This window comes from Pseudonocardia sp. KRD291, assembly GCF_019263595.1.
Taxonomy (GTDB): Bacteria; Actinomycetota; Actinomycetes; order Mycobacteriales; family Pseudonocardiaceae; genus Pseudonocardia.
The window spans coordinates 74,967-95,373 of the sequence record NZ_JADQDD010000002.1 but is presented as its reverse complement, the minus strand read 5'-3'; the positions used below and the strand labels follow the sequence as shown (position 1 = coordinate 95,373).

Here is a 20,407-nt window from a genome sequence, read left to right as displayed (position 1 = left end):
GGCGGATCGCGGCCGGGATCGTGCCTCGGCATCCCGGTGACTGGCTGATCGTCGCCGGCGACGTCGACGAGCGGGTGCAGAGCGTGGTCGAGGTACTGCGCGAGCTGCGTTCCCGGTTCGCCGAGGTGATCTGGGTACCGGGCAACCACGAGCTCTGGTCGCGGGCCAAGAACGCCCGCGCCGAGGACGTCGAGGCGCTGCGCGGCGTCGCCCGCTACGACGAGCTGGTGCGCCGCTGCCGGGAGATCGGCGTGCACACCCCGGAGGACCCGTACCCGGTCTGGCGCGGGGAGGGCGGACCGGTCACGGTGGCGCCGCTGTTCCTGCTCTACGACTACTCGTTCCTCCCGGCCGGTACGCACACCTCCGCCGGCGGGCTCGCCGCCGCCTACGACGCCGGCGTGGTCTGCACCGACGAGTACCTGCTGCACCCGGACCCGTACCCGAGCCGGGAGACCTGGTGCGCCGACCGGCTGGCCGGGACCGCACGCCGTCTCGACGAGCTCGACCCCGCCATGTCGACGGTGCTCATCAACCACTGGCCGCTGACCCGGACGCCGTGTGACCCGCTCTGGTACCCGGAGTTCGCGCTCTGGTGCGGGACGAGCGCCACGGCCGACTGGCACCTGCGCTACCGGGCGAGCGCGGTCGTGCACGGGCACCTGCACATCCCGCGGACGATCCACGAGGACGGCGTGCCGTTCGTCGAGGCGTCGCTGGGGTACCCGCGGGAGTGGCGGCGGCACTCGGAGCGCGTGGGGGAGCACTTCCCGGACCTGCTGCCGCGGGTGGTCCTGCCCCGACCGGCGTGATCGCCGTCCGGCATGATCGACGTCATAATTAGGTAAGGCTTACCTTGCTCTAGCCTGAAGTCGCCTGCCCGGGTCCGTCCGGGCCGACGCCTTCGGGAGCTGATGTCATGACGAGCCCGCTGCGGGTGGCGATCGTCGGAGCCGGACCGGCCGGGATCTACGCCGCCGACACGCTGGCCAGATCCGACGCCGACGTCTCGGTCGACCTGTTCGAGAAGCTGCCCGCGCCGTTCGGGCTGGTGCGCTACGGCGTCGCCCCGGACCACCCGCGGATCAAGCAGATCGTGCACGCGTTGCACCGGGTGCTGGACCGGCCCGGGGTGCGGCTGTTCGGCAACGTCCACTTCGGACGCGAAATCGCACTCTCCGACCTGCGCGAGCACTACGACGCCACGATCGTCGCCACCGGCTGCGAGCGGGACCGCGAGCTCGACATCCCCGGCGTCGACCTGCCGGGGTGCCACGGCGCGGCCGAGTTCGTGCGCTGGTACGACGGGCACCCCGACGTCGCGCGGGACTGGACCCTCGATGCGCGGAGCGTGGCCGTGATCGGCGCCGGCAACGTCGCGCTCGACGTCGCCCGGGTGCTGGCCAAGACCGCGGCGGACATGCTCCCGACCGAGATCCCGGGCAACGTGCACCGCGGGCTGACGGCCAACCCGGCCACCGACGTGCACGTGTTCGCCCGCCGCGGTCTCGCGCAGGCCCGTTTCAGTCCGATGGAGCTGCGCGAGCTCGACCGCGTGCCCGGCGTGGAGGTGCTGGTCGCGCCGGAGGACGTCGAGTTCGACGACGGGTCGATGGCGCAGGTCCGCAGCAGCAAGCACACCCAGATGGTGGTCAAGATCCTGCAGGAGTGGGCCCTGCGCGACCCGCGCGGGGAGCCGCGGCGGATCCACCTGCACTTCCTGCAGAACCCGGTCGCGGTACTGGGGTCCGAGCGGGTCGAGGGCATGCGCACGGAGCGGACGGAGCTCGCAGGCGACGGTTCGGTCCGCGGGACCGGTGTCGTCACCGACCACCCGGTGCAGGCCGTCTACCGCGCCGTGGGCTACACCGGCACCCATCTCGCCGGGCTGCCGTTCGACCACGAGGCAGGCGTGGTCCCGCACGTGGAGGGCCGGGTGCACGACCTCGACGGCCAGGAGCTCGCCGGCGTCTACGCGGTCGGCTGGATCAAGCGCGGACCGCTCGGGCTGATCGGGCACACGAAGGGCTGCGCGCTGGAGACGGTCGGCTCGCTGCTCGCCGACGTCCCGGTCCTGCCCCGTGCCCGGCGCCCCGACCCGGCATCGGTCGTCGAGCTGCTCGCGCGGCGCGGGGTGGAGCACACGACCTGGGACGGGTGGCTCGCCCTGGACAAGTTCGAGCGCGGCCTCGGCGAGGAGGTCGGCCGGGAGCGGGTGAAGGTCGTCCCCCGCGAGGAGATGGTGGCGCTGAGCCGTCGCGGCTGAGATCCCGGGTCTCAGCGTCGGGGCTCGTGCGGGCCGGGCAGCGCCCGTGGTGCTCGCGCCGTCACCGCCTGGCGGCGCCCGGCCGGGCGCCGCGCCGTCACCAGCCACCAGAGGATCCATATCCCGGGCCCGCTTCCGAGCAGGATCCCGGTGGCCAGGTAGCCGTGCCGCCACAGCGCCCCGGCCACGACCCAGCCGATGATCCACACGACCATCATCACCAGCCGGGTCCGGATCTGGCGCCGGTGCACCAGTATCAGCGGCTCGTGCATGTCCGTGACGACGACGGGGTCCGGCCTGCGAGCGCGCACGGCGACCTCCTCGCGAGCCGGGCCCGGGTGTGGCGCCCCCGACGCTACCTCCGGCGGGGCGCATCCGCGTCCCGCCGGAGGTGTGGCTCAGCGCGCCCGCGACCCGTAGCGGCGCCGGAACTTCTCCACCTGGCCCGCGGAGTCCAGGACGCGGGCGTTGCCGGTCCAGAACGGATGCGACGCCGAGGTCATGTCGACCCTGACCAGCGGATAGGTCTGCCCGTCGGACCACTCGACCGTCTCCCGGGAGGTCTCGGTGGAGCGGGTCAGGAACGCGTCACCGGTGGACATGTCCTGGTAGACGACGGGGCCGTACTCGGGGTGGATGCCTGGCTTCACGGGATACCTCCTGTGGGATCGACTGCTACTGTCCAGTCTAACGATAATGATTCCGCTTTTCTTCCAGGAGGCAGCGTGCAGGACCAGGGGCGAGGGGCGTGCGGCTTCACGGTCGTGCGGTGCGGAGGCTGCGCGGGGTTCCCCTCCGGCTTCGACGACGGCGCCGCCGAACTGCCCGGCGTCGACGAGGTACTGGTGGCGGGCCTGCGCGCGGTCGTGCGGGACAGCCGGCACGGAGTCCTGGTGACCGCCGGGTGCCCGTTCGGCGAACACCGGTGTGCCGGACGCGAGGCGGGCATGATGCTGCTCGTCCAGACCTGCGACGAGCACCGCGCCCCGTCCGCGCCGGTGCTGCCGGTCGGACCGATCCGCGGCACGTCCGACGTGCAGGCGGTGACGCGGTGGCTCGCGACGGCGACGTTCGACCCGTGCCTGCTCCCGCTGCGCCTGCGCCGCCCGGGCCTGCGCGCGGCGACGCCCGGTCGCCGGCGCCGTCCCGGATCGGCCGCCTGACGGGCGGGTCAGTGCTTGCGGACGACCCGCTCCGCCTCGCCGGCCCTCCAGACCGTGATGTCCAGGTGCTCGCCGCCGACCTCGACCGAGGACCCGCCGTGGAGGTCCGCCGCGTAGAACGGGTCGAACCTCTGTCCGCGCAGGTCGAAGCCCGACTCGTCGTAGAGGGCCTGGGCGAAGCGCTCGTGCTGGTCGAGGTCCTGCCGGTTCTCCACGACGCCCCAGACCTTCGCGTCTCCCTCGGAGACCCGGGTGTCGACGGTGGCGGTGTGCAGCGTGAACCGGGGGTCCCGGCCGAGGTCGGCGAACTTGAGGGTGTCCGGCATGCCGACGATCCACAGCTCGCCCTCGAACATCCGCGGCTCCACCGGGCTGATCCGGGGGAAGCCGTCGGCGCGCAGCGTGCCGAGCATGCAGAGGTTGCCGGTGGCGGCGTGGCGGCGTCGGAAGATCTCCGAGATCCGTGGTGCGCCGGTGGTGAACTCGTCCCAGGTGGCCATGTCACGAGACGCTAGGGTCGAACCCTGACAGAACCGGTCAGGTTCGACCCGAGCCGTGGGCGATCTCGCCAGGAGTCCCCGAGCCCGAGGTTCTCCCGCAGCGTGGTGCCGGTGTACTCCTCGGCGAAACCGGGCACTCCCGCCGACCCGCTCCGGTCTGCGCGACCGCTCCGGAAATGCTCCGGGAGTGGACCCGGGGACGACGAACGCCCTGGCCGGATGGACTCGGCGCGAGTCCTGTGACCAGGGCGTTCAAGGAGGTGGTGCGCGATACTGGGATTGAACCAGTGACCCCTACCGTGTCAAGGTAGTGCTCTCCCGCTGAGCTAATCGCGCGAGGCGGAGGCGGGAATCGAACCCGCGTACAGGGCTTTGCAGGCCCTTGCCTAAGCCACTCGGCCACTCCGCCGGATCCTCACCCTGGGGCGAGGAGTCCAGACCGGGAGGCCCGGCTCGGGACCGACCGTGATCGGACTTTTCAGCCTCCGAGCGGAAGACGGGATTCGAACCCGCGACCCTCACCTTGGCAAGGTGATGCGCTACCACTGCGCCACTTCCGCGTGTGCACCGGATGTTGTTCTCGATGTCCCCGGTGCGTTGAGAGAACATTAGCGTAGCCGCCCCGGGGGCCTGCAACCGGCCCCCCTCGACCGCTGTCGGATGCTCTCCCACCTGCGAAGATCGACATCTCCGCCCGACAGCGGTCCGCTCGTCAGTCGCGAGCGGTCGTGTCCAACAGGTCGGACAGGGCGGCGTCGAAGTCGAGCCAGGAGTACTCGCTCGTCGGCGGAACCGCCTCGAAGGTCCGGTCCAGGAAGTCCGAGAGCGTCTGGGCGGACGTGGTGAACAGGGCGTGGCCCGAGGGGGAGGTGAGCTCGAGCTCGATCCGGCTCGGGTCCTCCGACATCGGCTGGACCCGGACGTCGCCGTTGCCGGCGGAGTCCACCAGCCCGTCGGCGATAAGGTCGCGGGCGAAGACCCAGTCGACGGTCGTGTCGTGTCCCGTGCGGAACGACGCCTGTACGGCGTAGGGGTCCCGGCTGGTGTACGACAGCTCGACCTTGACGGGCACGACCGGAGCGTCCGGCGCGATGAGCTCGAACATCGCTGTCGCACGAATGGTCTTGGACTCGTCGCGCATCGGTCATCCTCTTTCTGGGCGTGCAGGGGGCGTCGATCGGAAAAACGAGCGGGGGCCCCGGGCGTGACGGGTCGGAGGTGCATCAACCTGGATCACGGTTGTGTGACACCCGTCTGAGTCACACGGGTGTAACTCACAGCTGTGGGCCACGCGGCCGAACGAGGCGGCCGACGTCCGCAAGTGTGAGCGCCCGCGCCCGGGACGACTACGCTGAACCGAACGGGCCCCGCCGACGAAGACGAGATGTGAGGATCCCACTGGTGGCTGGCATAGCCGAACCGCCGGACCTGCCGGACAAGGGGCAGGGCCGTGAAGGTGTGGCGCGCCGGTCGACCGTCCGCCGTGACGACAGTGGTGACGCCCGTCTGGCGCAACGCATCGTCGACGGCGACTCGACCGCTCTGGGTGAGCTGTACGACCGGTTCGGGCGTCCGGCCTACTCCCTGGCACGACGCATCTGCGCCGACGACGGTCTCGCCGAGGACGTCGTACAGGAGGCCTTCCTGGCCTTCTGGCGCGATCCGGGCAAGTTCGACCCGGCCAAGGGCAAGTTCGGCACCTGGCTGCTGACGCTCGTGCACCACAAGTCGGTGGACGCGGTGCGCCGCGAGAGCGCCATCCGCCGCCGCACCGTCCCCGCGTCCGAGGACGGCGAGGAGTGGTCGGCCCCGCCGGGCCCCGGCGCCGACGAGGACGCGATCGGCTCGCTGGTCGCCGGCCAGGTGCGGGACGCGCTGGGGCGGCTGCCCGCGGAGCAGCGGCACGTGCTCGCGCTGGCCTACTACGGGGGATACACGCAGCGCGAGGTCGCGGCCCTGACCGGGGTTCCGCTGGGCACGGTGAAGTCACGCATGTTCACCGGTGTCGCACGACTACGAAACCTGCTCGGCCCACTGGTCGGGGAGTTCGCCGGGGATCTCGCGGGGGGATTGTCGTGAGCGAGGAGATGGAGAGGGGGTCCTGTGCGATGACCGAACAGATCGTGGGGTGGGCCCTGCACTCGCTGGAGCCCGACGAGGAGATGGCCGCGATCGAGCACCTCGACTCGTGCGCCGACTGCCGACGGACCGCGGCCGACGTCGCCGAGGTGACCACCGGTCTCGCGACCGCGGTGGAGCAGCGCGACCCGCCGAAGCGGCTGCGCGCGTCGATCATGGATCTCGCGGCGCAGACGCCGCAGGAGCGTCCCGCCGTCGCCCGTGCCGAGCCCGCCCGGATGCAGGCACACGACGACGCGACGGAGACCCGCAGTCGTCGTGCCTCGCAGCAACGCGGTCCCGAGCCGGACCGGCCGGCCGGACGGCCCGCACGTCCGGGGTCGTCGCGCCGTCGTGGGCGGATGCTCGTCGCGGCCGTCGCCGTGGTCGCCGTGCTGGCCGGTGGGGGAGCCGTGATCGGCTACGCCCAGCAGATGCGCTCCGAGCGCGACGCGAGCCTGGCCCAGGCGCAGAACATCTTCGAGACCGTGGCCCAGATGGACCGCCCGGGCACCACGCACGCGTTCCTGACCCCCGCCGCCACGCCGAACGCCGAGCCGGTCGCGGCCGTGATGGTCGACGGCGGCCGGCCCACCGTGGTCAGTGTCGGCCTCTCGCCGAACTCGGTCGACGACCAGACCTACGTCCTCTGGGGTCTGAACGACGCCGGACCGCAGCCCATCGGAACGTTCGACGTGGCACCGTCTCCGGGCAGCCCGATTTCGGTACGCTCTGCCGCGGGCGGGTCGTTCGGCACGTACGCAATCTCCCTCGAGCCGGGCCGTCAGGCACCGACCAGCCCGACCGACATCCGGGCCAAGGGACAGGTGGAGACCTGAGCATGGGCGAGACGAAGGTGCGCAGGGCAGGTGGTGGCCTGCGCGGCTTCCGCTCCCGGATCGACGCCAACCCGACCATGCGGTCCACCTACCGGATCGCGGTCGGCGTCGTCGGGACGATCGTCCTCGTCGCCGGGATCATCGCGATCCCGTACCCGGGTCCCGGCTGGCTGATCGTCTTCGCCGGCCTCGGCATCCTCGCCAGCGAGTTCACCTGGGCCCGCAGGGTGCTGCGCTACGCCCGCGGCAAGTACAACGCGTGGACGTCGTGGCTCGGCCGTCAGAGCATGATCGTGCGTCTGCTGGTGCTCGGGCTCACGGGGCTCATCGTCGTGGCCACGCTGTATCTACTCGGCGCGTTCTACCTGCTCGCGGGATGGGTGGGACTGGAGCAGTGGACCTGGTTGCAGAGCCCGATCTTCGGGTGATGTAGGGTCGTAGACACCGCTGAGGGCGATTAGCTCAGGGGGAGAGCGCTTCGTTCACACCGAAGAGGTCACTGGTTCGATCCCAGTATCGCCCACCAGCACAAACGCCCTTTCTCGATCTTCGAGGAAGGGCGTTTTGTCTGCTTCTGACACAACTTTGACAACAACGGTGACCTCTTCGGTCGGTCCGAAAATCTCGCCGACGGAGCTGCTGGTCAGAGCGTTGTATACCGACCGTACGACCACAACGTAGGCAGTCGATCAGAAGCGGTCAGCGCCGCTGCAGGCCCCAAGACTGGCCTGTCAGCGTGTGTGGCTGGACTGCGGTCAGAGGGGGTCGCGCCCGGTAAGCAGCCTCGGACCGCAGAAGCCGTTCGACGCCGCGGGCTGCAGGTTCAGCGGGATCTTCCATCCCTGCGCCCGCAGGGCGATGTCTGTCTTGACGAATCGGCAGTGCGCCGGTGTGGGCGTGGGTCACGGCTGGGTCGATCCGCAAGTGGGCTGACAGGATCGGGTCGGGTCCGTGACCCGCCAGCGATCATGACGGACATCGCAGCGTCAGGGGTCGCCGGACAAGCGGGTTCTTGGCAACGGGATCGGAAGAAGCGCACGAGCGAGCCGGCCGGACCGTCGTCCCGTGGGAGGAGCCCTCGATCTGAGTCCCCCCGGGTGTGTCCGGACGCTCCGGACACACCGGGGGGACTCAGGGCGGCGTGGGGGAGAGGTGAAGGCATCGAGATAGGCAGGCCCGGCGATTCGGTCGTGCGAAACCCGCGTTCACCAAGTCCCTTGCACTGTGGCTCGTGCGTCGGTGTGCGGCGTGCCTCACCGTCCGCGGGCGGCGCGAAACGCGGCGACGGCGTCGCGGTGCTCGGGTGTGGTGAACAGCAGGGCGGTGGCCTCGATCGACTCGGCGAACCCGGCACCGGTGTCCCGGTTGACGAATGCCTTGCCCACCTGCACGGCCAGCGGCGGCAGCGCGGCCATCTCCATGGCCAGGTCCAGGGCCCGGTCGAGCAGCTCGGCGTCCGGCACGACCTCCTGCACCAGCCCGGCCCGTTCGGCGGTGGCCGCGTCGACGATCCGTCCGGTCAGGGCGAGCAGACGGGTCCAGTGCCGGCCCATCACCTCCGGGCCGCGCACGATGCCCCAGCCCGGGGTGAGGCCGATCGTCGCCTCCCGGAATGCGAAGGTGGCCGTCCGTGCGGCGAGCGCGACGTCGCAGGCCAGGGTGAGTTCGGTGCCGCCGCCGTGCGCGATCCCGTTCACCGCCCCGACCACCGGTATCCCGCATCGCTCGACGGCGCTGAACGCTTCGAAGACGAGCCGTAGGTGAGCCCGGATGCGCGGGGTGTCGCCGGCCAGGTCGTGGAACGAGTCGATGTCACCACCTGCTGAGAAGGCACGCCCGGCACCGGTGATCACCGCGGCCCGTACATCGGGATCGCGATCGAGCTCCGCGCAGACCTCGACCAGCTCCCGGAAGAAGGTCGGATCCATCGCGTTGAGCTTCGCGGGGCGATCCATGGTCACCAGCGTGACGCCGTTGCGCGGCGTGCTCAGGGTGAATCGTTCAGACACGTCTGGTCTCCCGGTTCAGAGCTCGGCGGCGGCAGTGGGCTGCCCGGTGCTGGGTCTCACGGTGTGGCCCGAGCGGATCGGCCCGTGTCGCTCGTGGCGGGCGGCCGTCGAGGGATGCTCGGCACGTCGTCGAGTCGCAACCGCCCGTGCAACTCGTCACGGCGGACGACGGCCGAGGAGTCCAGGTCCTTCACCCGGGTGGCTCCGAGCAGGCACATCGTCTGGTCGAGCTCGGCGCGCATGATCTCTAGCACGCGCGAGACGCCGTCCTGCCCTCCCACGCTCAGCCCGTGAAGATAAGGCCGCCCGATCATGACTGCGCGGGCGCCCAGCGCGAGCGCGATGGCGACGTCGGTACCGCGTCGGAAGCCACCGTCGACGAAGACCTCCATCCGGTCGCCGACCGCGGAGACAACCTCCGGAAGCGCGTCGACGGCGGCAGGGACACGGTCCAGCTGGCGACCGCCGTGGTTCGAGACCGAGACGGCGTCGACGCCGAGATCGCTCAGCATTCGGCACTCCTCGCCCCGGAGGACACCCTTCACGACCAGCGGCCCCGGCCAGATGTCGCGGATGAATGCCAGCTCGTCCAGGGTGACGGGGCGGGCGGTGGCGGCCAGCGCCCGCCCGACCTGGGTCAGTGACACCGGCTTCCGGGGAGTCAGGACCCCGTGCGAGCCGCGTCCCACGCCGCCGCGGAGGAAGTCGAGTGCCCACCGTGGACGCAACGCGGCCTCGGCCACCATGCGAGGGGTCACCCGGATCGGGATCGTGAGCCGGTTGCGCTTGTCCCGCTCCCGCAGGCCCGACGTCGCTCCGTCGATCGTGACGACCAGCGCCCGGTATCCGGCGACGGACGCACGTGCGACCAGCGCCGCGCAGGCGTCCCGGTCGGCCGGAGGGTAGAGCTGGAACCACAACGCCCCGGTGGTCGAGGCCGCGACGTCCTCGAGCGGGTAGCTCGACACCGTCGATAGCGAGTAGACGGTGTCCGCGGCGGCCGCGGCTCGCGCGACCGCCGGTTCGGCGTCGCGGTGGGCCATCCGGGCGAAGCCGCACGGGGCGAGCAGGATCGGCATCGAGACCGGCTGCCCGAGCACGGTGGTGCTCAGGTCCCGCGTACGGACGTCGGCGAGCGCGCGGGGGCGCAGGACGAAGTCGTCGAAGGCGTCCCTGTTCGCGCGCAGCGTCACTTCGTCGCCGGCTCCGCCGTCGATGACGTCGAAGGTGGTGCGGGGGAGCCGCCGACGTGCGGCCTTGCGGTAGTCGTCGGTGTTGAGCAGCATCGGCGTGTCTCCGGGGTCGGTGTGGTCAGCCGAGCCGGTAGAAGGCTCGGGCGTTACCGGCCATGACGCCGGCGCGAGCGTCCTCGGGCAGGGCCTCGAGCAGGGCAACCGGGTCGTCCGCATGGTGGTGCGGGTAGTCGCTGGCGAACATCAGGATCTCCGGGCCGGTCCACTCGAGGAGCCGGGCGAGTTGAGTGGGCGACCCGGCGTCCAGCGGGGCCGTGGAGAACCGCATATGCCTGGCGATCAGCTCGGAAGGTGGCGCGTCCAGCCAGGGGGTCGTGCGGCGCAGTCCCTTCCACTCCTTGTCGAACCGCCACATCAGCGATGGCAGCCAGGTGAAGCCGCCCTCGAGCACCGCGACCCGCAGTGACGGGAACTGCTGGAACGTGCCCTCGACGACCATGCTGACGACCTGGGACATGAAAACCTGCTGCTCCGCCGCGTACTCCTCGATGTACCAGGACGGCCATCCACACGGCGAGGGCGGGCCGTCGCCGGTGCCTCCGAAATGCAGGCCGAACACCAGGTCCTGCCGCGTGATGGCCTCCATCAGCGGGTACCAATTGCGACGGCCGTAGAGCTGCGGTGCCCGGACGGGCATCAGCACCTGGACGAACCCGGGATGCCCACCGACCCGGTCGATCTCGCGCGCGGCGTCGGCCACCGTGTGGATCGGGACGACCATGGACGCGCGGAGCCGGTCGTCACGGTCGAGCCACTCGCTGATGAGCCAGTCGTTGACAGCGCGGGCCAGCGCGGCGGCGAGATCCGGGTGTCGGCAGGAGTCCACGCCTGCGTAGCAGCTCACGACCGCACGTTCGACGTTCCATGCGTCGAGGGCCTGGGTCCGCATCATCTCGAGGGTGGAGGCGGCCCGGACCCCGTCCGCACGCCACTCCGGGCGGACCGAACTCGGCGCCCCGGCGGGGTACACGGTGGTCAGGCTGGGCGGCCCGGAGTAGCCGCGCTCGGTGATGAAGTCCTGCCACAGGGGCTCGAGGTAGGGCCACAGCGCCGCCATCCCGTCGAACTGGGCATGGACGTCGCAGTCGACGACGGGCCCGTCCCACAGTCGGGTGCGGCGGACGTCGGCCAGTGACTCGGCCAGGGTCGTCATCGTTCCTCCAGGGCCGGCGCGGCGGCCACGATCTCGTGTTCGATGGAGCCGAGGCCCTCGATCTCGATCCGGACGACCTGGCCGGGTTCGAGGAACCGGGGCGGGTCGGAGCCCAGCGCGACGCCGTCCGGGGTTCCGCTGAGTATCATGTCGCCGGGCCGCAGCATGATCGTCCGGCCGATGTGGGCGAGAAGCTGATCCGCCCGGAAGATCATGTCCGCGGTGCTCGCGTCCTGCCGGAGCTCCCCGTCGACCCAGGTACGCACCCGCAGGTCGTAGGCGTCCGGCACGTGGTCGGCCGTGGTCACCCAGGGGCCCCACGGGCAGAACGTGTCCCCGCCCTTGTGCACGGTCATCATCCGGTCCGGGATGTCGCGGGCGGACACGTCGTTCGCGATCGCGTAGCCGCCGACGCCTCCGTCCGGCCCGATCAGCCAGGCCAGCTCGCCCTCGTAGTCGAGCCGTTCGACGGTCGGCGGGCGGACGACCGGACCGCTGGGCGCGGTCACGCTGGCCGGGCCCTTCAGGAACACCATCGGGTCGGTCGGTCGAGCCGACGCGGTCTCATCGATGTGCTTGGCGTAGTTCAACGCCACGCCGAACACCGCCCGCGGTACGTAGGGCGCCAAGAGGGTCACCTCGGCGAGCGGGTACCGGGCCCCGGTCGGGGTGGGGCGCTCACCGGAGGCGATCAGATCCTCGACCGCGACGCCTCGGTCGAACGCCACGATCTCGTCGTCCCGCACGTCGCCGGCGAACGGCGCGTCGGTCGTACCGGGCGGCAGGAAGGTCGCGAGACGCACGGCTACTCCGCGCCCGGGACGAGCGGGAAGCCGTACAGCGCCGCCGCGTTCGCGTACTGCAAGCCTCGGCGTACCGGTTCGGGAAGGGTGCGCGGGATCGCCTGGGCGGGCGAATCGAAGTCCCAGTGCGGGTAGTCGCTCGAGAACATCAGCCGCCCGTCGAGCCCGGCTTCGGCGAACTGCTCGTAGACCAGGGGAAGCCACCGCGGCTTCGGGGGTTCCTCGAACGGCTGTGTTGTGAACCAGAAGTGCTCGGCCAGGTACTCCGAGGGCTTGCGCTGTAGGTGCGCGACCTCCGCGCGTTGGACGGCGTAGGTCGCGTCGAGACGGGCGGCGTAGGGCGCTACCCAAGACCAGCCCCCCTCCACGAACACGATCTTGAGCGTCGGCCAGCGGTCGAACACGCCCTCGAAGACGAGGCTGGCTACATGGCTGAGCGCCCCGAACGGGTAGGTGAGGTGGTTCTCGAAGTAGTACGAGGGCCATCCGCTCCCGGAGAGCTGGTTGCTCCCCGACCCGCCGGGGTGGAACGCGATCGGGATGTCGTAGTGCGTCGCGATCTCGAACAGGGGCCAGTACTTCGAATGCCCGAACGGACGCTCGGTCCGGGTCGAGGCCAGGATCTGGAGGAACCGGTCACTGAGCGACCGACAGCGTTCCACCTCGCGAACCGCGATCTCGGGGCTGTCGTACTGGCAGGCGATGCTGGCCCGCCATCGCGGATCGCGCTGCAACCACTCGGTGTGGGTCCAGTCGTTGTTCGCGCGCTCCAGCGCCTCGCAGAACGGCACCGGCGCATTGCCGCCCGAGTACTGGATCTGCCCGATCAGGCTGTTCAGGATCGCGATGTCGATGCCGTAGGGGTCGAGGAGCTGCGCCCGAGCGAAATCAGGGTCGCCACCGGCGACCCCGCACGGTGGGATGGCGTCCGCGCGTGCGGCGAAGGGACGCAGTGCCGGCCTCGTATCGGTCTCGTGTCGGGTCCGGACGCCGAACGCGTTCAGGTAGTCGACCCACCGCTGCTCCAGGTACGGGGTCAGCGCGCCGGGGTGCGCGGAATGGTGGACGTCCGCGTCCACGAGACGCAGTGGGGTCGGCGCGGGTCGGCTGGTGGCGTGCAGGACCGAGGTCTCGGACATCGACTCGTCCTTCGGGAACGGTGGGCGCCGCTGCGGCGACAGCGGCGCGGAGACCACCACGACGGGCGGCTTCGCTCCGCTCTGAGTACAGGGTTAAAGACCGCCCAGTCAATGGTTGACCTTTTTTTCTTTCGGCGTGATGATGGCGCCGACGCGAAACCCGTCGACAGTCAGGAGCTGCCGTGGCCGACCTTGTCAGCGCCCCGCCCGACCTGCGTGACGCCGCGGGCTACGCCACGTCGCTCGCCGCAGCACTGACCGACCCGTCGTCTCCGCTGCCGGGGTTCCGAGGGCCGGAAGCGTCAACCACCGAGCTGCGGGTCGAACACGGACGCGCACTGCTCGCCGAGCTGCACATCCAGGGCTGGAACCGGTACGGGTGGCCCGTCGAGGCCGGCGGCCTAGGGGGTGGCGCGCGCCACCGCGCGGCGTTCTACGACGAGCTGTCCCGGGCGGGGATCCCGGCCCCCGAGCAGAACGTCATCCTGGAGACCATCGGCCCGCCGATCCTGCGGTTCGGCCCCGACCTCGCGGCCCGCTTCCTGCCGGCCTGCCTGCGCGGGGAGGAGTCGTGGGCGCAGGGGTTCAGCGAACCCGAGGCCGGCAGTGACCTCGCGGCGCTGCGCTGTCGGGCGTCTCGGGAGGGCCCGGACGGCGATTTCGTGGTGAACGGCCAGAAGACCTGGACGACGCTGGGTCACCTGGCGACCCGGATAGCGCTGCTGTGCCGGACCGGTTCCACCGAGAGCAGACACCGTGGCCTGTCGATGCTGCTGGTGGACCTCGACAGCCCCGGGGTCACGGTGCGCCCGATCCGGATGTCCACCGGGACGAACGAGACCGCCGAAGTGTTCTTCACCGACGTCCGGGTGCGGGCGGATCGGGTGATCGGAGAGGTCGGCCAGGGCTGGGCGATCGCCATGTACCTGCTCCAGTACGAGCGCGGCATGTACGCGTGGATGCGCCAGGCGGTCCTGTTCGGGCTGCTGGGCCAGCTCGCGGAGCAGGTGCCCGCCGGTGCCCGGGAGAACGGTGCGACACGCCGTGCCCTCGGCGAGGCCCGCCTCGCGACGGCGGCGTTGCGGGCCCGGTCCGGCGTGACGGTGCGGCGCCTGGCTGACGGCGAGACGGTCGGGCCGGACGCGAGTGCGGACAAGCTGCTCCTCTCGCGCGCCGAGCAGACCGTCCTCGACGTCGCCCGCCGCGTCCTCGGCCCGATGTTCGTGCTCGACCCCGGCGCCGAGGCGGAACGGTGGCGCTCGACCTGGTTCTACACCCGCGCCGCCTCGATCTACGGCGGCTCTGCCGAGATCCAACGGGGCATCCTCGCCGACCGGGTGCTGATGCTTCCTGGGGAGAACGACCGATGACCATGGATACCGCCACGACCGTCCTGCTGCGGGAGACGCTGCACGAGGCGCTCTCCGGGAACGGGCGCGTCGACGTGCCGGCGATGTTGGCCGAGCTCGGCTGGGACGACGTCCTGGCCGAGGACGAGGCGGGCGCGACCCGGTTGCTGTTCGAGGAGCAGGGGCGGGCTCTCGCCGCCTCGCCCGCGCTCGACGCAGTGGTGCTCCGGGCGATCGGACTCGCCGCCGGTCCCACCCGCGTGCTGTATCCGGTCGACAGCTGGTCGTCACCTGACATGCTGGACGGCCTGCTCCTCGGGTCGGTCGAGGCCGACACATCGGTCCTGACCCCGTCCGGTGCCGGGACCTCGGCGACTCTGCTCTGCGTGCGGTTTCCGGGCCGGTCGCCCGCGGAACCGGTGGATGCCCTCGATCCGGATGCGCACTGGTGCCGCGTGCGGGTCGCGGTGTCCGACGCCCAGCCGCTGCTGACCGGCGAGGCGGCGTCGCGGGCATGGGCGCGGGGCCTCGCCGCGGGGCGGCGCGCCCTTGCCTCGGAGCTGATCGGCTCCGGTCGGGCGGTCCTGGATCTGGCCGCCGAGCAGGTTCGGGACCGGCGACAGTTCGGGCGGACGATCGGGTCGTTCCAGTCGGTTCGCCATCGCCTCGCCGATGCCTACGCCGGCCTCGTCGGAGCCGCGGCGTTGGTCGAGTCGGCCTGGGCGGACGGTTCGCCGTCCACCGCGGCGTGTGCCAAAGCGTTCGCCGCCCGTTCCCATGCCGAGGTGCTGGCGAACGCCATGCAGGTGTCCGGGGCGATCGGACTGACCTGGGAGCACGCGTTGCACCGGCACGCCCGCCGTGGGTTCGGCCTGGACGCCCTGCTCGGTTCGGCCGACGAACTCGTCACCGATGCCGGTGCCGATCTGCTCGCCGGGTTCGACCTGCCCAGGTTCCCGGCGCTCGACGTGACGCCGGTCGGCACACGGGAGGAGGAGGCGTGAACGACGTGACGATGTTGAACGGCATTCGGGTCCTGGACCTGAGCCGGGTGCTGGCGGGCCCGTTCTGCACCCAGATCCTGGGTGACCTCGGCGCCGATGTGATCAAGGTCGAGGAGCCGGGACGTGGTGACGAGGTGCGAACGATCGCGCCGTACTACCCGGGCGGCGAGAGCCACTACTTTCTGTCGCTGAACCGGAACAAGCGCAGCGTCGTGATCGACCTGAAGTCCTCGCAGGGACGGGAGCTGCTGCTCGACCTGGTCCGGTGCTGCGACGTCGTGGTCGAGAACTTCCGGCCCGGCGTGCTGGACCGGCTCGGCCTGTCCTTCGACGACATGAGCGCGGTCAACCACGACATCATCCTGTGTTCGATCAGCGGCTTCGGCCGGGATGGCGCGCTGCGCGACGCTCCCGCCTTCGACCTGGTCGCGCAGGCACGCAGCGGGGTGATGAGCGTGACCGGTGAACCGGGCGAGCCCCCGGGCAAAGCCAGCCTCCCGCTCGGGGACCTCGGCGGTGGTCTGTGGGGCGTGATCGCGATCCAGGCGGCGCTGCGGCGGCGCGACACCGCCGACGGTCCATCGGGCCCGCAACACATCGACCTGAGCCTGCTCGACGGTTTGATCGCTCTGCAGGGCTACCTGAACCAGCTGGCGTTGTTGACCGGCCAGCCCCCACCGCAGATCGGCAGCGACCACCACCACGTCGTGCCCTACGGGCGGTTCCGGTGCAAGGACGGCTATCTGGTGGTCGCGATCCTGGTCGAAGGGTTCTGGGAGAAGTTCTGCCGGGCGATCGGTCGACCGGACCTGTGTCACGACGAACGGTTCGCCTCCAACACGGCCCGCCGGAGGAACCGGACGGAGCTGACGGAGCTGATCGGCGAGATCTTGTGCACGCGTACCCGGGCGGAGTGGGAGAAGATCCTCGGCGACGAGGACGTTCCGCACGGACCGGTGCTCGACATCGTCGAGGCCCTGGAGCAGGAGCAGGTCAGCGCGCACGGGCTCATCGGGCAGTTCGATCACCCGACCGCCGGCGTCGTGGACGTCGTCGGGACCCCGTTCCGGGTGGACGGTGCCCGTCCGACCTCCCGGATGCGTCCACCGCCGCTGCTCGGCCAGCACACGACCGAGGTGCTCACCGAGCTCCTCGGCCGTGACGAGCAGGAGCTCGCGTCGTTGCGCCGGAGCGGCGTGGTGGCCTCGGGCCCGGATCCGACGAGCCCATGACGATCGAAGGCCGCGTCCCCACGACACCTTCTCCCGTCGAGCCCCGGAACGCCTCGACGACCAGACTCTCGCCCCGGATCGGGCGACTCCAGGTCCGCCGCGCGCCGGAGGTGTTCGCCGACGAGCTCCGCGACCGCATCTTGTCCGAGTCGGTGCCGGCCGGTGCGCTGCTGCCCGCGGAGCGCGAGCTGGCCGAGGAGTCCGGCCTGTCCCGGGCCGCCGTGCGAGAGGCGCTCGGCATGCTCAGCATGGAGGGCCTCCTCGCGACCAAGATCGGCCGCGGGGGCGGCTACGTGGTGCAGCAGCCTCCTCGGGAGGGCGTGGTCCGGTTCATGGACATGTTCATCCGGGGCCGACGGATCAATACGACGTCGTTGCTGGAGGTCCGCGATCTGATCGAGCCCAGCTGCGCGGTCCTGGCCGCGCAGCGGGGCTCGGACGAGGATATCGACCGGCTGCAGCGGCTCACCGTGGAGATGGCCGATCTGGTGACCGACGTGCCGCTGTTCCTCGACCGCAATGTGGACTGGCACGTGGCGGTGGCTGAGGCCAGCGGCAACGACGTCCTGGCCGCGGTGATGAGCGCGATCTCGGCGAACATCCGAGCCGCCATCGCGGCCGACGAGTACGGATCGCCGGTCACGTTGCGCAAGGCGCACCGCCTGCACGAAAAGATCATCGACGCTATCCGCCGGAGGGATCCGGAGACGGCCGGGCAATTGATGCAGCGGCATCTGCACGCCGCCAGCTCAGTGCTGTTCGAATAGATGCAATTCCCGTTGCCGCGGCTACGGGAAGCCGCCTGAGGAGCGAAATCAGTGACAGACGACAAGCAGCTGTGGACCCTGCCCGAGGAGTTGCTGCTCCTGCGAGACACGGTGCGCGATTTCATGGATCGTGAGGTCATCCCGGCCGAGAGCGACGCGGAACCGGATGCGTTCGAGCTGCCGCCCGACGTTCTCGGGCCGCTGCAGGCCAAGGCACGCCAGGCCGGGCTGTGGTGCATCGGCTCCCCGGAGGAGTACGGCGGGACCGGAATGTCGCTGCTCGAGCAGTGTGTGGTTGCCGAGGAGGCCGCACGATGCCGGATGGGTCTGGAGACTCCGGCCGCCGGCGCTTTCGGCAACGATCCACCCAGCGTCGTGTTCGGCGGGACCGAGGACCAGATCCGCCGATTCGCCCTGCCCACCATCGAGCGGGGGGAGAAGACGTTCGTCGCGCTGACCGAGCCCAGCGGGGGCGCGGACCCGGCCCGCAGCATCCGCACCACCGCCGTGCGCGACGGGGACGACTGGGTGCTCAACGGGAGCAAGATGTGGATCTCCGGTGCGGACACCGCGCGCTGGGGGATCGTGTTCGCGCGGACCGACCCGTCCCGCGGGCGCGACGGCATCAGCTGCTTCCTGGTCGACCCGTCCCAGCCGGGCTTCGAGGCGACCACGATCCCCGTCATCAGGTCCTGGGCTCCGTGCGAGCTGACCTTCACCGACCACCGGGTCCCGGCCCGGAACCTGTTGGGGGAGGAGGGCAAGGGATTCACCCTGGCCCAGCGCTGGCTCGGCCACGGGCGGGTCCGTTACGCCGCGGTCGTGCTCGGTGTGGCCCGGGAGGCGATCGCTCTCGCGGCGCGCTACGCGCTGCAGCGGGAGGCCTTCGGCGGCCCGTTAGCGGACAAGCAGGCCGTGCAGTGGCCACTGGCCGACTCCGAGATCGAGCTGCGGGCGGCGCGGTTGCTGGTCTACCAGGCGGCCGCGATGGGCGACCGCGGTGAGGAGTTCACGGTGGACGCTTCGATCGCGAAGGTCTATGCGACCGAAGCGGCCGGGCGCATCGTCGATCGCTGCATCCAGATCTTCGGCGGGATGGGTGTAGCCCAGGAGATGCCGCTCGAGCGTTGGTACCGGGAGCTGCGGGTCAAGCGGATCGGGGAGGGTCCCTCCGAGGTGCACCGCATGCTCGTCGCCCGACATCTGTTGCGCAACGCCAAGGCGGGTCGGACATGAGCGGTGGGCTAAGGAGCGCTCCGAGCGTGGACCCGGCCCTGTTCCTCGAAGGACGAACGGCGCTGCGCGGTGCCGAGTGCCTGCGGTGCGGGCTGCAGACCTTCCCGGCGGCCCCGGGCTGCCCGAGCTGCGGTGCGGTCGACGTGCGCGACACCGCCCTGCCCGACTCGGGCCGGCTATGGACGTTCACCGTTCTGCACGCCGCGGCGCCGGGCTACGTCGGACCGGTGCCCTACGCGCTGGGGGTGGTCGAGCTCTCGGACGGGGCCCGGATCACCGCGACCATCCTGTCCGAGAACCTGGCCGGACTTGAGATCGGCGCCACGGTACGACTCGAGCTGACCGAGGTCGGGCCGACCGAGGAGCGTCGTACGACATTCGCGTTCCGGACCACCGAGGAGGAGGACCGATGACCGACGTCGTCGTGGAGGGGGTCGGCATCCACCCGTTCGGTCGGTTCGACGGAACGACACCCACCGATCTTGGGGTGTATGCGGTCCGGGACGCGCTGCGCGACGCCGGAACCGACTGGTCGGAGGTCGGGGCGCTGTACTGCGCGCACATGTACGCCGGCACGGGAGCCGGTCACAAGATCGTCGACGTGCTGGGGCGGACTGGGCTCGCCGTGCTGAACGTGGAGAACGCCTGCTCGTCGGGCGGCGCCGGGCTACAGCTCGCGCGTCAGGCGCTGCTCGCCGGCGACCACGACGTCGTGGTCGTGGTCGGGGTGGAGAAGATGCCGCGCGGGATGATGCGGATGGACTACTTCGATTCGTGGCGCCAGCACAGCGGGCACGCCTCGAACCCGGCCCAGTTCGCGTTCGCCATCCGACGCCACATGCACGACCACGGAACCACGACCCCGCAACTGGCCAAGGTCGCCGAGAAGAACCACGCGCACAGCCGGTACAACCCGAACGCGATGTACCGACGGCCGGTGCCGGTGGAGGAGGTCCTGGCCAGTCGGCCGGTCGCCGACCCGCTCAGGATGCTGATGCTCTGCGCGCCGAACGAGGGAGCCGCGGCGGTCGTGTTGAGGCGGCGACCGGCACGGCCCGGTGACATCCGGCTGCGCGGTCACGGTCTGCGCACCGCCCTCCTGCATCAACCGGTCGGCGAGCACATGCCCACCTATACGCCGGCGCCGACCGGACCGACGCCCTCGGTCACCCGGTTGGCTGCCGACGACGCCTACCGGCGGGCCGGGCTGGGCCCCGACGATCTCGACGTCGTCGAACTGCAGGACACCGACTGCGGTACCGAGATCATCAGCACCGAGGAACTCGGGCTGTGTGCGCCGGGCGAGGGGGGCGCCCTCGTCGAATCCGGTGCCACCACCCTGGGCGGCCGGCAACCGGTGAACCCGTCGGGCGGCCTGCTCTCCAAGGGCGAGCCCGTGGGAGCTTCCGGACTCGGCCAGGTGCACGAGATCGTGCACCAGCTGCGTGACCGTGCCGGAGCACGCCAGGTCCCTGGGGCCAGGATCGGACTGACCCACGCCCTCGGTGCCGGCGGCAACTGTTCGGTCATGATCTTCGACCGGGTCTGAAACCCCGAACCGGCACAGGGAGGGCAA

At 70.8% G+C, this 20,407-nt stretch carries 22 protein-coding genes and 4 tRNA genes; 14 read left to right on the top strand and 12 right to left on the bottom strand.

Going from position 1 to position 20,407, the window contains the following annotated elements:
• Positions 1 to 812 (top strand): metallophosphoesterase (locus I4I78_RS01175; RefSeq protein ID WP_218609259.1); only part of this gene is annotated, 812 nt, incomplete at its 5' end.
• Between the two features lie 107 nt (positions 813 to 919).
• Positions 920 to 2,266 carry an FAD-dependent oxidoreductase gene (locus tag I4I78_RS01170; RefSeq protein ID WP_218609258.1) on the top strand — a complete coding sequence of 449 codons (1,347 nt, stop codon included), beginning with the start codon at positions 920 to 922 and terminating at the stop codon, positions 2,264 to 2,266.
• An 11-nt stretch (positions 2,267 to 2,277) separates the two neighbouring features.
• Here the strand turns inward: I4I78_RS01170 and I4I78_RS01165 are convergent, their stop codons facing one another.
• Both I4I78_RS01165 and I4I78_RS01160 read right to left on the bottom strand, forming a co-directional pair.
• Positions 2,278 to 2,577 (bottom strand): hypothetical protein, encoded by a 300-nt coding sequence (locus I4I78_RS01165; RefSeq protein WP_218609257.1) that lies wholly within the window; start codon positions 2,575 to 2,577, stop codon positions 2,278 to 2,280.
• An 87-nt stretch (positions 2,578 to 2,664) separates the two neighbouring features.
• Complete coding sequence (locus I4I78_RS01160; protein ID WP_218609256.1) at positions 2,665 to 2,916, bottom strand: type B 50S ribosomal protein L31; 252 nt, start codon at positions 2,914 to 2,916, stop codon at positions 2,665 to 2,667.
• A 75-nt stretch (positions 2,917 to 2,991) separates the two neighbouring features.
• Here I4I78_RS01160 and I4I78_RS01155 point away from each other — a divergent pair, with 75 nt between their 5' ends.
• Complete coding sequence (locus I4I78_RS01155; RefSeq protein ID WP_218609255.1) at positions 2,992 to 3,429, top strand: hypothetical protein; 438 nt, start codon at positions 2,992 to 2,994, stop codon at positions 3,427 to 3,429.
• An 8-nt stretch (positions 3,430 to 3,437) separates the two neighbouring features.
• Here the strand turns inward: I4I78_RS01155 and I4I78_RS01150 are convergent, their stop codons facing one another.
• From I4I78_RS01150 to I4I78_RS01130, 5 genes are all read right to left on the bottom strand, one after another.
• Positions 3,438 to 3,929, bottom strand: coding sequence for a pyridoxamine 5'-phosphate oxidase family protein (locus tag I4I78_RS01150; RefSeq protein ID WP_218609254.1), 492 nt, complete (start codon positions 3,927 to 3,929; stop codon positions 3,438 to 3,440).
• 261 nt (positions 3,930 to 4,190) lie between these two features.
• A tRNA-Val gene (locus I4I78_RS01145) sits at positions 4,191 to 4,265 on the bottom strand.
• A 1-nt stretch (position 4,266) separates the two neighbouring features.
• Positions 4,267 to 4,338: transfer RNA gene (locus tag I4I78_RS01140), tRNA-Cys, on the bottom strand.
• A gap of 79 nt (positions 4,339 to 4,417) precedes the next feature.
• Positions 4,418 to 4,489 (bottom strand) — tRNA-Gly (locus I4I78_RS01135).
• Positions 4,490 to 4,641: 152 nt separating this feature from the next.
• On the bottom strand, positions 4,642 to 5,070 hold the full coding sequence (locus tag I4I78_RS01130) for an SsgA family sporulation/cell division regulator (RefSeq protein ID WP_218609253.1): 429 nt from the start codon (positions 5,068 to 5,070) through the stop codon (positions 4,642 to 4,644).
• A gap of 260 nt (positions 5,071 to 5,330) precedes the next feature.
• Between I4I78_RS01130 and I4I78_RS01125 the strand changes: the two genes are divergently transcribed.
• From I4I78_RS01125 to I4I78_RS01110, 4 genes are all read left to right on the top strand, one after another.
• The gene (locus I4I78_RS01125) at positions 5,331 to 6,008 is read left to right on the top strand and encodes an RNA polymerase sigma factor (protein WP_218609252.1); all 678 of its coding nucleotides are present in this window, start codon (positions 5,331 to 5,333) and stop codon (positions 6,006 to 6,008) included.
• Between the two features lie 29 nt (positions 6,009 to 6,037).
• Complete coding sequence (locus I4I78_RS01120) at positions 6,038 to 6,886, top strand: anti-sigma factor (protein WP_218609251.1); 849 nt, start codon at positions 6,038 to 6,040, stop codon at positions 6,884 to 6,886.
• A gap of 2 nt (positions 6,887 to 6,888) precedes the next feature.
• Entirely contained in the window at positions 6,889 to 7,314 is a 426-nt protein-coding gene (locus I4I78_RS01115) for a TIGR02611 family protein (protein ID WP_218609250.1), read from the top strand.
• Between the two features lie 23 nt (positions 7,315 to 7,337).
• A tRNA-Val gene (locus I4I78_RS01110) sits at positions 7,338 to 7,412 on the top strand.
• 727 nt (positions 7,413 to 8,139) lie between these two features.
• Here I4I78_RS01110 and I4I78_RS01105 read toward each other — a convergent pair.
• From I4I78_RS01105 to I4I78_RS01085, 5 genes are read right to left on the bottom strand one after another with little or no spacing between them, the layout of a single operon-like run.
• Positions 8,140 to 8,895, bottom strand: coding sequence for an enoyl-CoA hydratase/isomerase family protein (locus tag I4I78_RS01105; protein WP_218609249.1), 756 nt, complete (start codon positions 8,893 to 8,895; stop codon positions 8,140 to 8,142).
• A 56-nt stretch (positions 8,896 to 8,951) separates the two neighbouring features.
• Positions 8,952 to 10,181 (bottom strand): alpha-hydroxy acid oxidase, encoded by a 1,230-nt coding sequence (locus I4I78_RS01100; protein ID WP_218609248.1) that lies wholly within the window; start codon positions 10,179 to 10,181, stop codon positions 8,952 to 8,954.
• Positions 10,182 to 10,206: 25 nt separating this feature from the next.
• A complete protein-coding gene (locus I4I78_RS01095; RefSeq protein ID WP_218609247.1) occupies positions 10,207 to 11,301 on the bottom strand; it encodes an amidohydrolase family protein in 1,095 nt (364 codons plus the stop codon).
• Positions 11,298 to 12,104, bottom strand: coding sequence for a fumarylacetoacetate hydrolase family protein (locus tag I4I78_RS01090; RefSeq protein WP_218609246.1), 807 nt, complete (start codon positions 12,102 to 12,104; stop codon positions 11,298 to 11,300). The genes I4I78_RS01095 and I4I78_RS01090 overlap by 4 nt, the downstream gene beginning before the upstream one ends.
• A gap of 2 nt (positions 12,105 to 12,106) precedes the next feature.
• Entirely contained in the window at positions 12,107 to 13,243 is a 1,137-nt protein-coding gene (locus I4I78_RS01085) for an amidohydrolase family protein (RefSeq protein WP_218609245.1), read from the bottom strand.
• A 182-nt stretch (positions 13,244 to 13,425) separates the two neighbouring features.
• Here I4I78_RS01085 and I4I78_RS01080 point away from each other — a divergent pair, with 182 nt between their 5' ends.
• From I4I78_RS01080 to I4I78_RS01050, 7 genes are all read left to right on the top strand, one after another.
• The gene (locus I4I78_RS01080) at positions 13,426 to 14,613 is read left to right on the top strand and encodes an acyl-CoA dehydrogenase family protein (protein WP_218609244.1); all 1,188 of its coding nucleotides are present in this window, start codon (positions 13,426 to 13,428) and stop codon (positions 14,611 to 14,613) included.
• The gene (locus I4I78_RS01075) at positions 14,610 to 15,596 is read left to right on the top strand and encodes an acyl-CoA dehydrogenase family protein (protein WP_218609243.1); all 987 of its coding nucleotides are present in this window, start codon (positions 14,610 to 14,612) and stop codon (positions 15,594 to 15,596) included. Before I4I78_RS01080 ends, I4I78_RS01075 begins: the two co-directional genes overlap by 4 nt.
• Positions 15,593 to 16,828: a CaiB/BaiF CoA-transferase family protein gene (locus I4I78_RS01070; protein ID WP_218609242.1), complete on the top strand. Its 1,236-nt coding sequence runs from the start codon at positions 15,593 to 15,595 to the stop codon at positions 16,826 to 16,828. The genes I4I78_RS01075 and I4I78_RS01070 overlap by 4 nt, the downstream gene beginning before the upstream one ends.
• 110 nt (positions 16,829 to 16,938) lie before the next feature.
• Complete coding sequence (locus I4I78_RS01065) at positions 16,939 to 17,595, top strand: FadR/GntR family transcriptional regulator (protein WP_218609241.1); 657 nt, start codon at positions 16,939 to 16,941, stop codon at positions 17,593 to 17,595.
• 51 nt (positions 17,596 to 17,646) lie between these two features.
• Entirely contained in the window at positions 17,647 to 18,831 is a 1,185-nt protein-coding gene (locus I4I78_RS01060; RefSeq protein ID WP_218609240.1) for an acyl-CoA dehydrogenase family protein, read from the top strand.
• Positions 18,832 to 18,857: 26 nt separating this feature from the next.
• Complete coding sequence (locus tag I4I78_RS01055; RefSeq protein ID WP_218609239.1) at positions 18,858 to 19,244, top strand: Zn-ribbon domain-containing OB-fold protein; 387 nt, start codon at positions 18,858 to 18,860, stop codon at positions 19,242 to 19,244.
• Complete coding sequence (locus I4I78_RS01050) at positions 19,241 to 20,380, top strand: thiolase family protein (protein ID WP_218609238.1); 1,140 nt, start codon at positions 19,241 to 19,243, stop codon at positions 20,378 to 20,380. The genes I4I78_RS01055 and I4I78_RS01050 overlap by 4 nt, the downstream gene beginning before the upstream one ends.
• Positions 20,381 to 20,407 lie beyond the last annotated feature (27 nt).

Coding starts and splice junctions, on each gene's coding strand:
- I4I78_RS01170 (WP_218609258.1), top strand. CDS start 920: ATGACGAGCCCGCTGCGGGTGGCGATCGTCGGAGCCGGACCGGCCGGG.
- I4I78_RS01150 (WP_218609254.1), bottom strand. CDS start 3,929: ATGGCCACCTGGGACGAGTTCACCACCGGCGCACCACGGATCTCGGAG.
- I4I78_RS01130 (WP_218609253.1), bottom strand. CDS start 5,070: ATGCGCGACGAGTCCAAGACCATTCGTGCGACAGCGATGTTCGAGCTC.
- I4I78_RS01120 (WP_218609251.1), top strand. CDS start 6,038: ATGACCGAACAGATCGTGGGGTGGGCCCTGCACTCGCTGGAGCCCGAC.
- I4I78_RS01115 (WP_218609250.1), top strand. CDS start 6,889: ATGGGCGAGACGAAGGTGCGCAGGGCAGGTGGTGGCCTGCGCGGCTTC.
- I4I78_RS01100 (WP_218609248.1), bottom strand. CDS start 10,181: ATGCTGCTCAACACCGACGACTACCGCAAGGCCGCACGTCGGCGGCTC.
- I4I78_RS01095 (WP_218609247.1), bottom strand. CDS start 11,301: ATGACGACCCTGGCCGAGTCACTGGCCGACGTCCGCCGCACCCGACTG.
- I4I78_RS01085 (WP_218609245.1), bottom strand. CDS start 13,243: ATGTCCGAGACCTCGGTCCTGCACGCCACCAGCCGACCCGCGCCGACC.
- I4I78_RS01075 (WP_218609243.1), top strand. CDS start 14,610: ATGACCATGGATACCGCCACGACCGTCCTGCTGCGGGAGACGCTGCAC.
- I4I78_RS01050 (WP_218609238.1), top strand. CDS start 19,241: ATGACCGACGTCGTCGTGGAGGGGGTCGGCATCCACCCGTTCGGTCGG.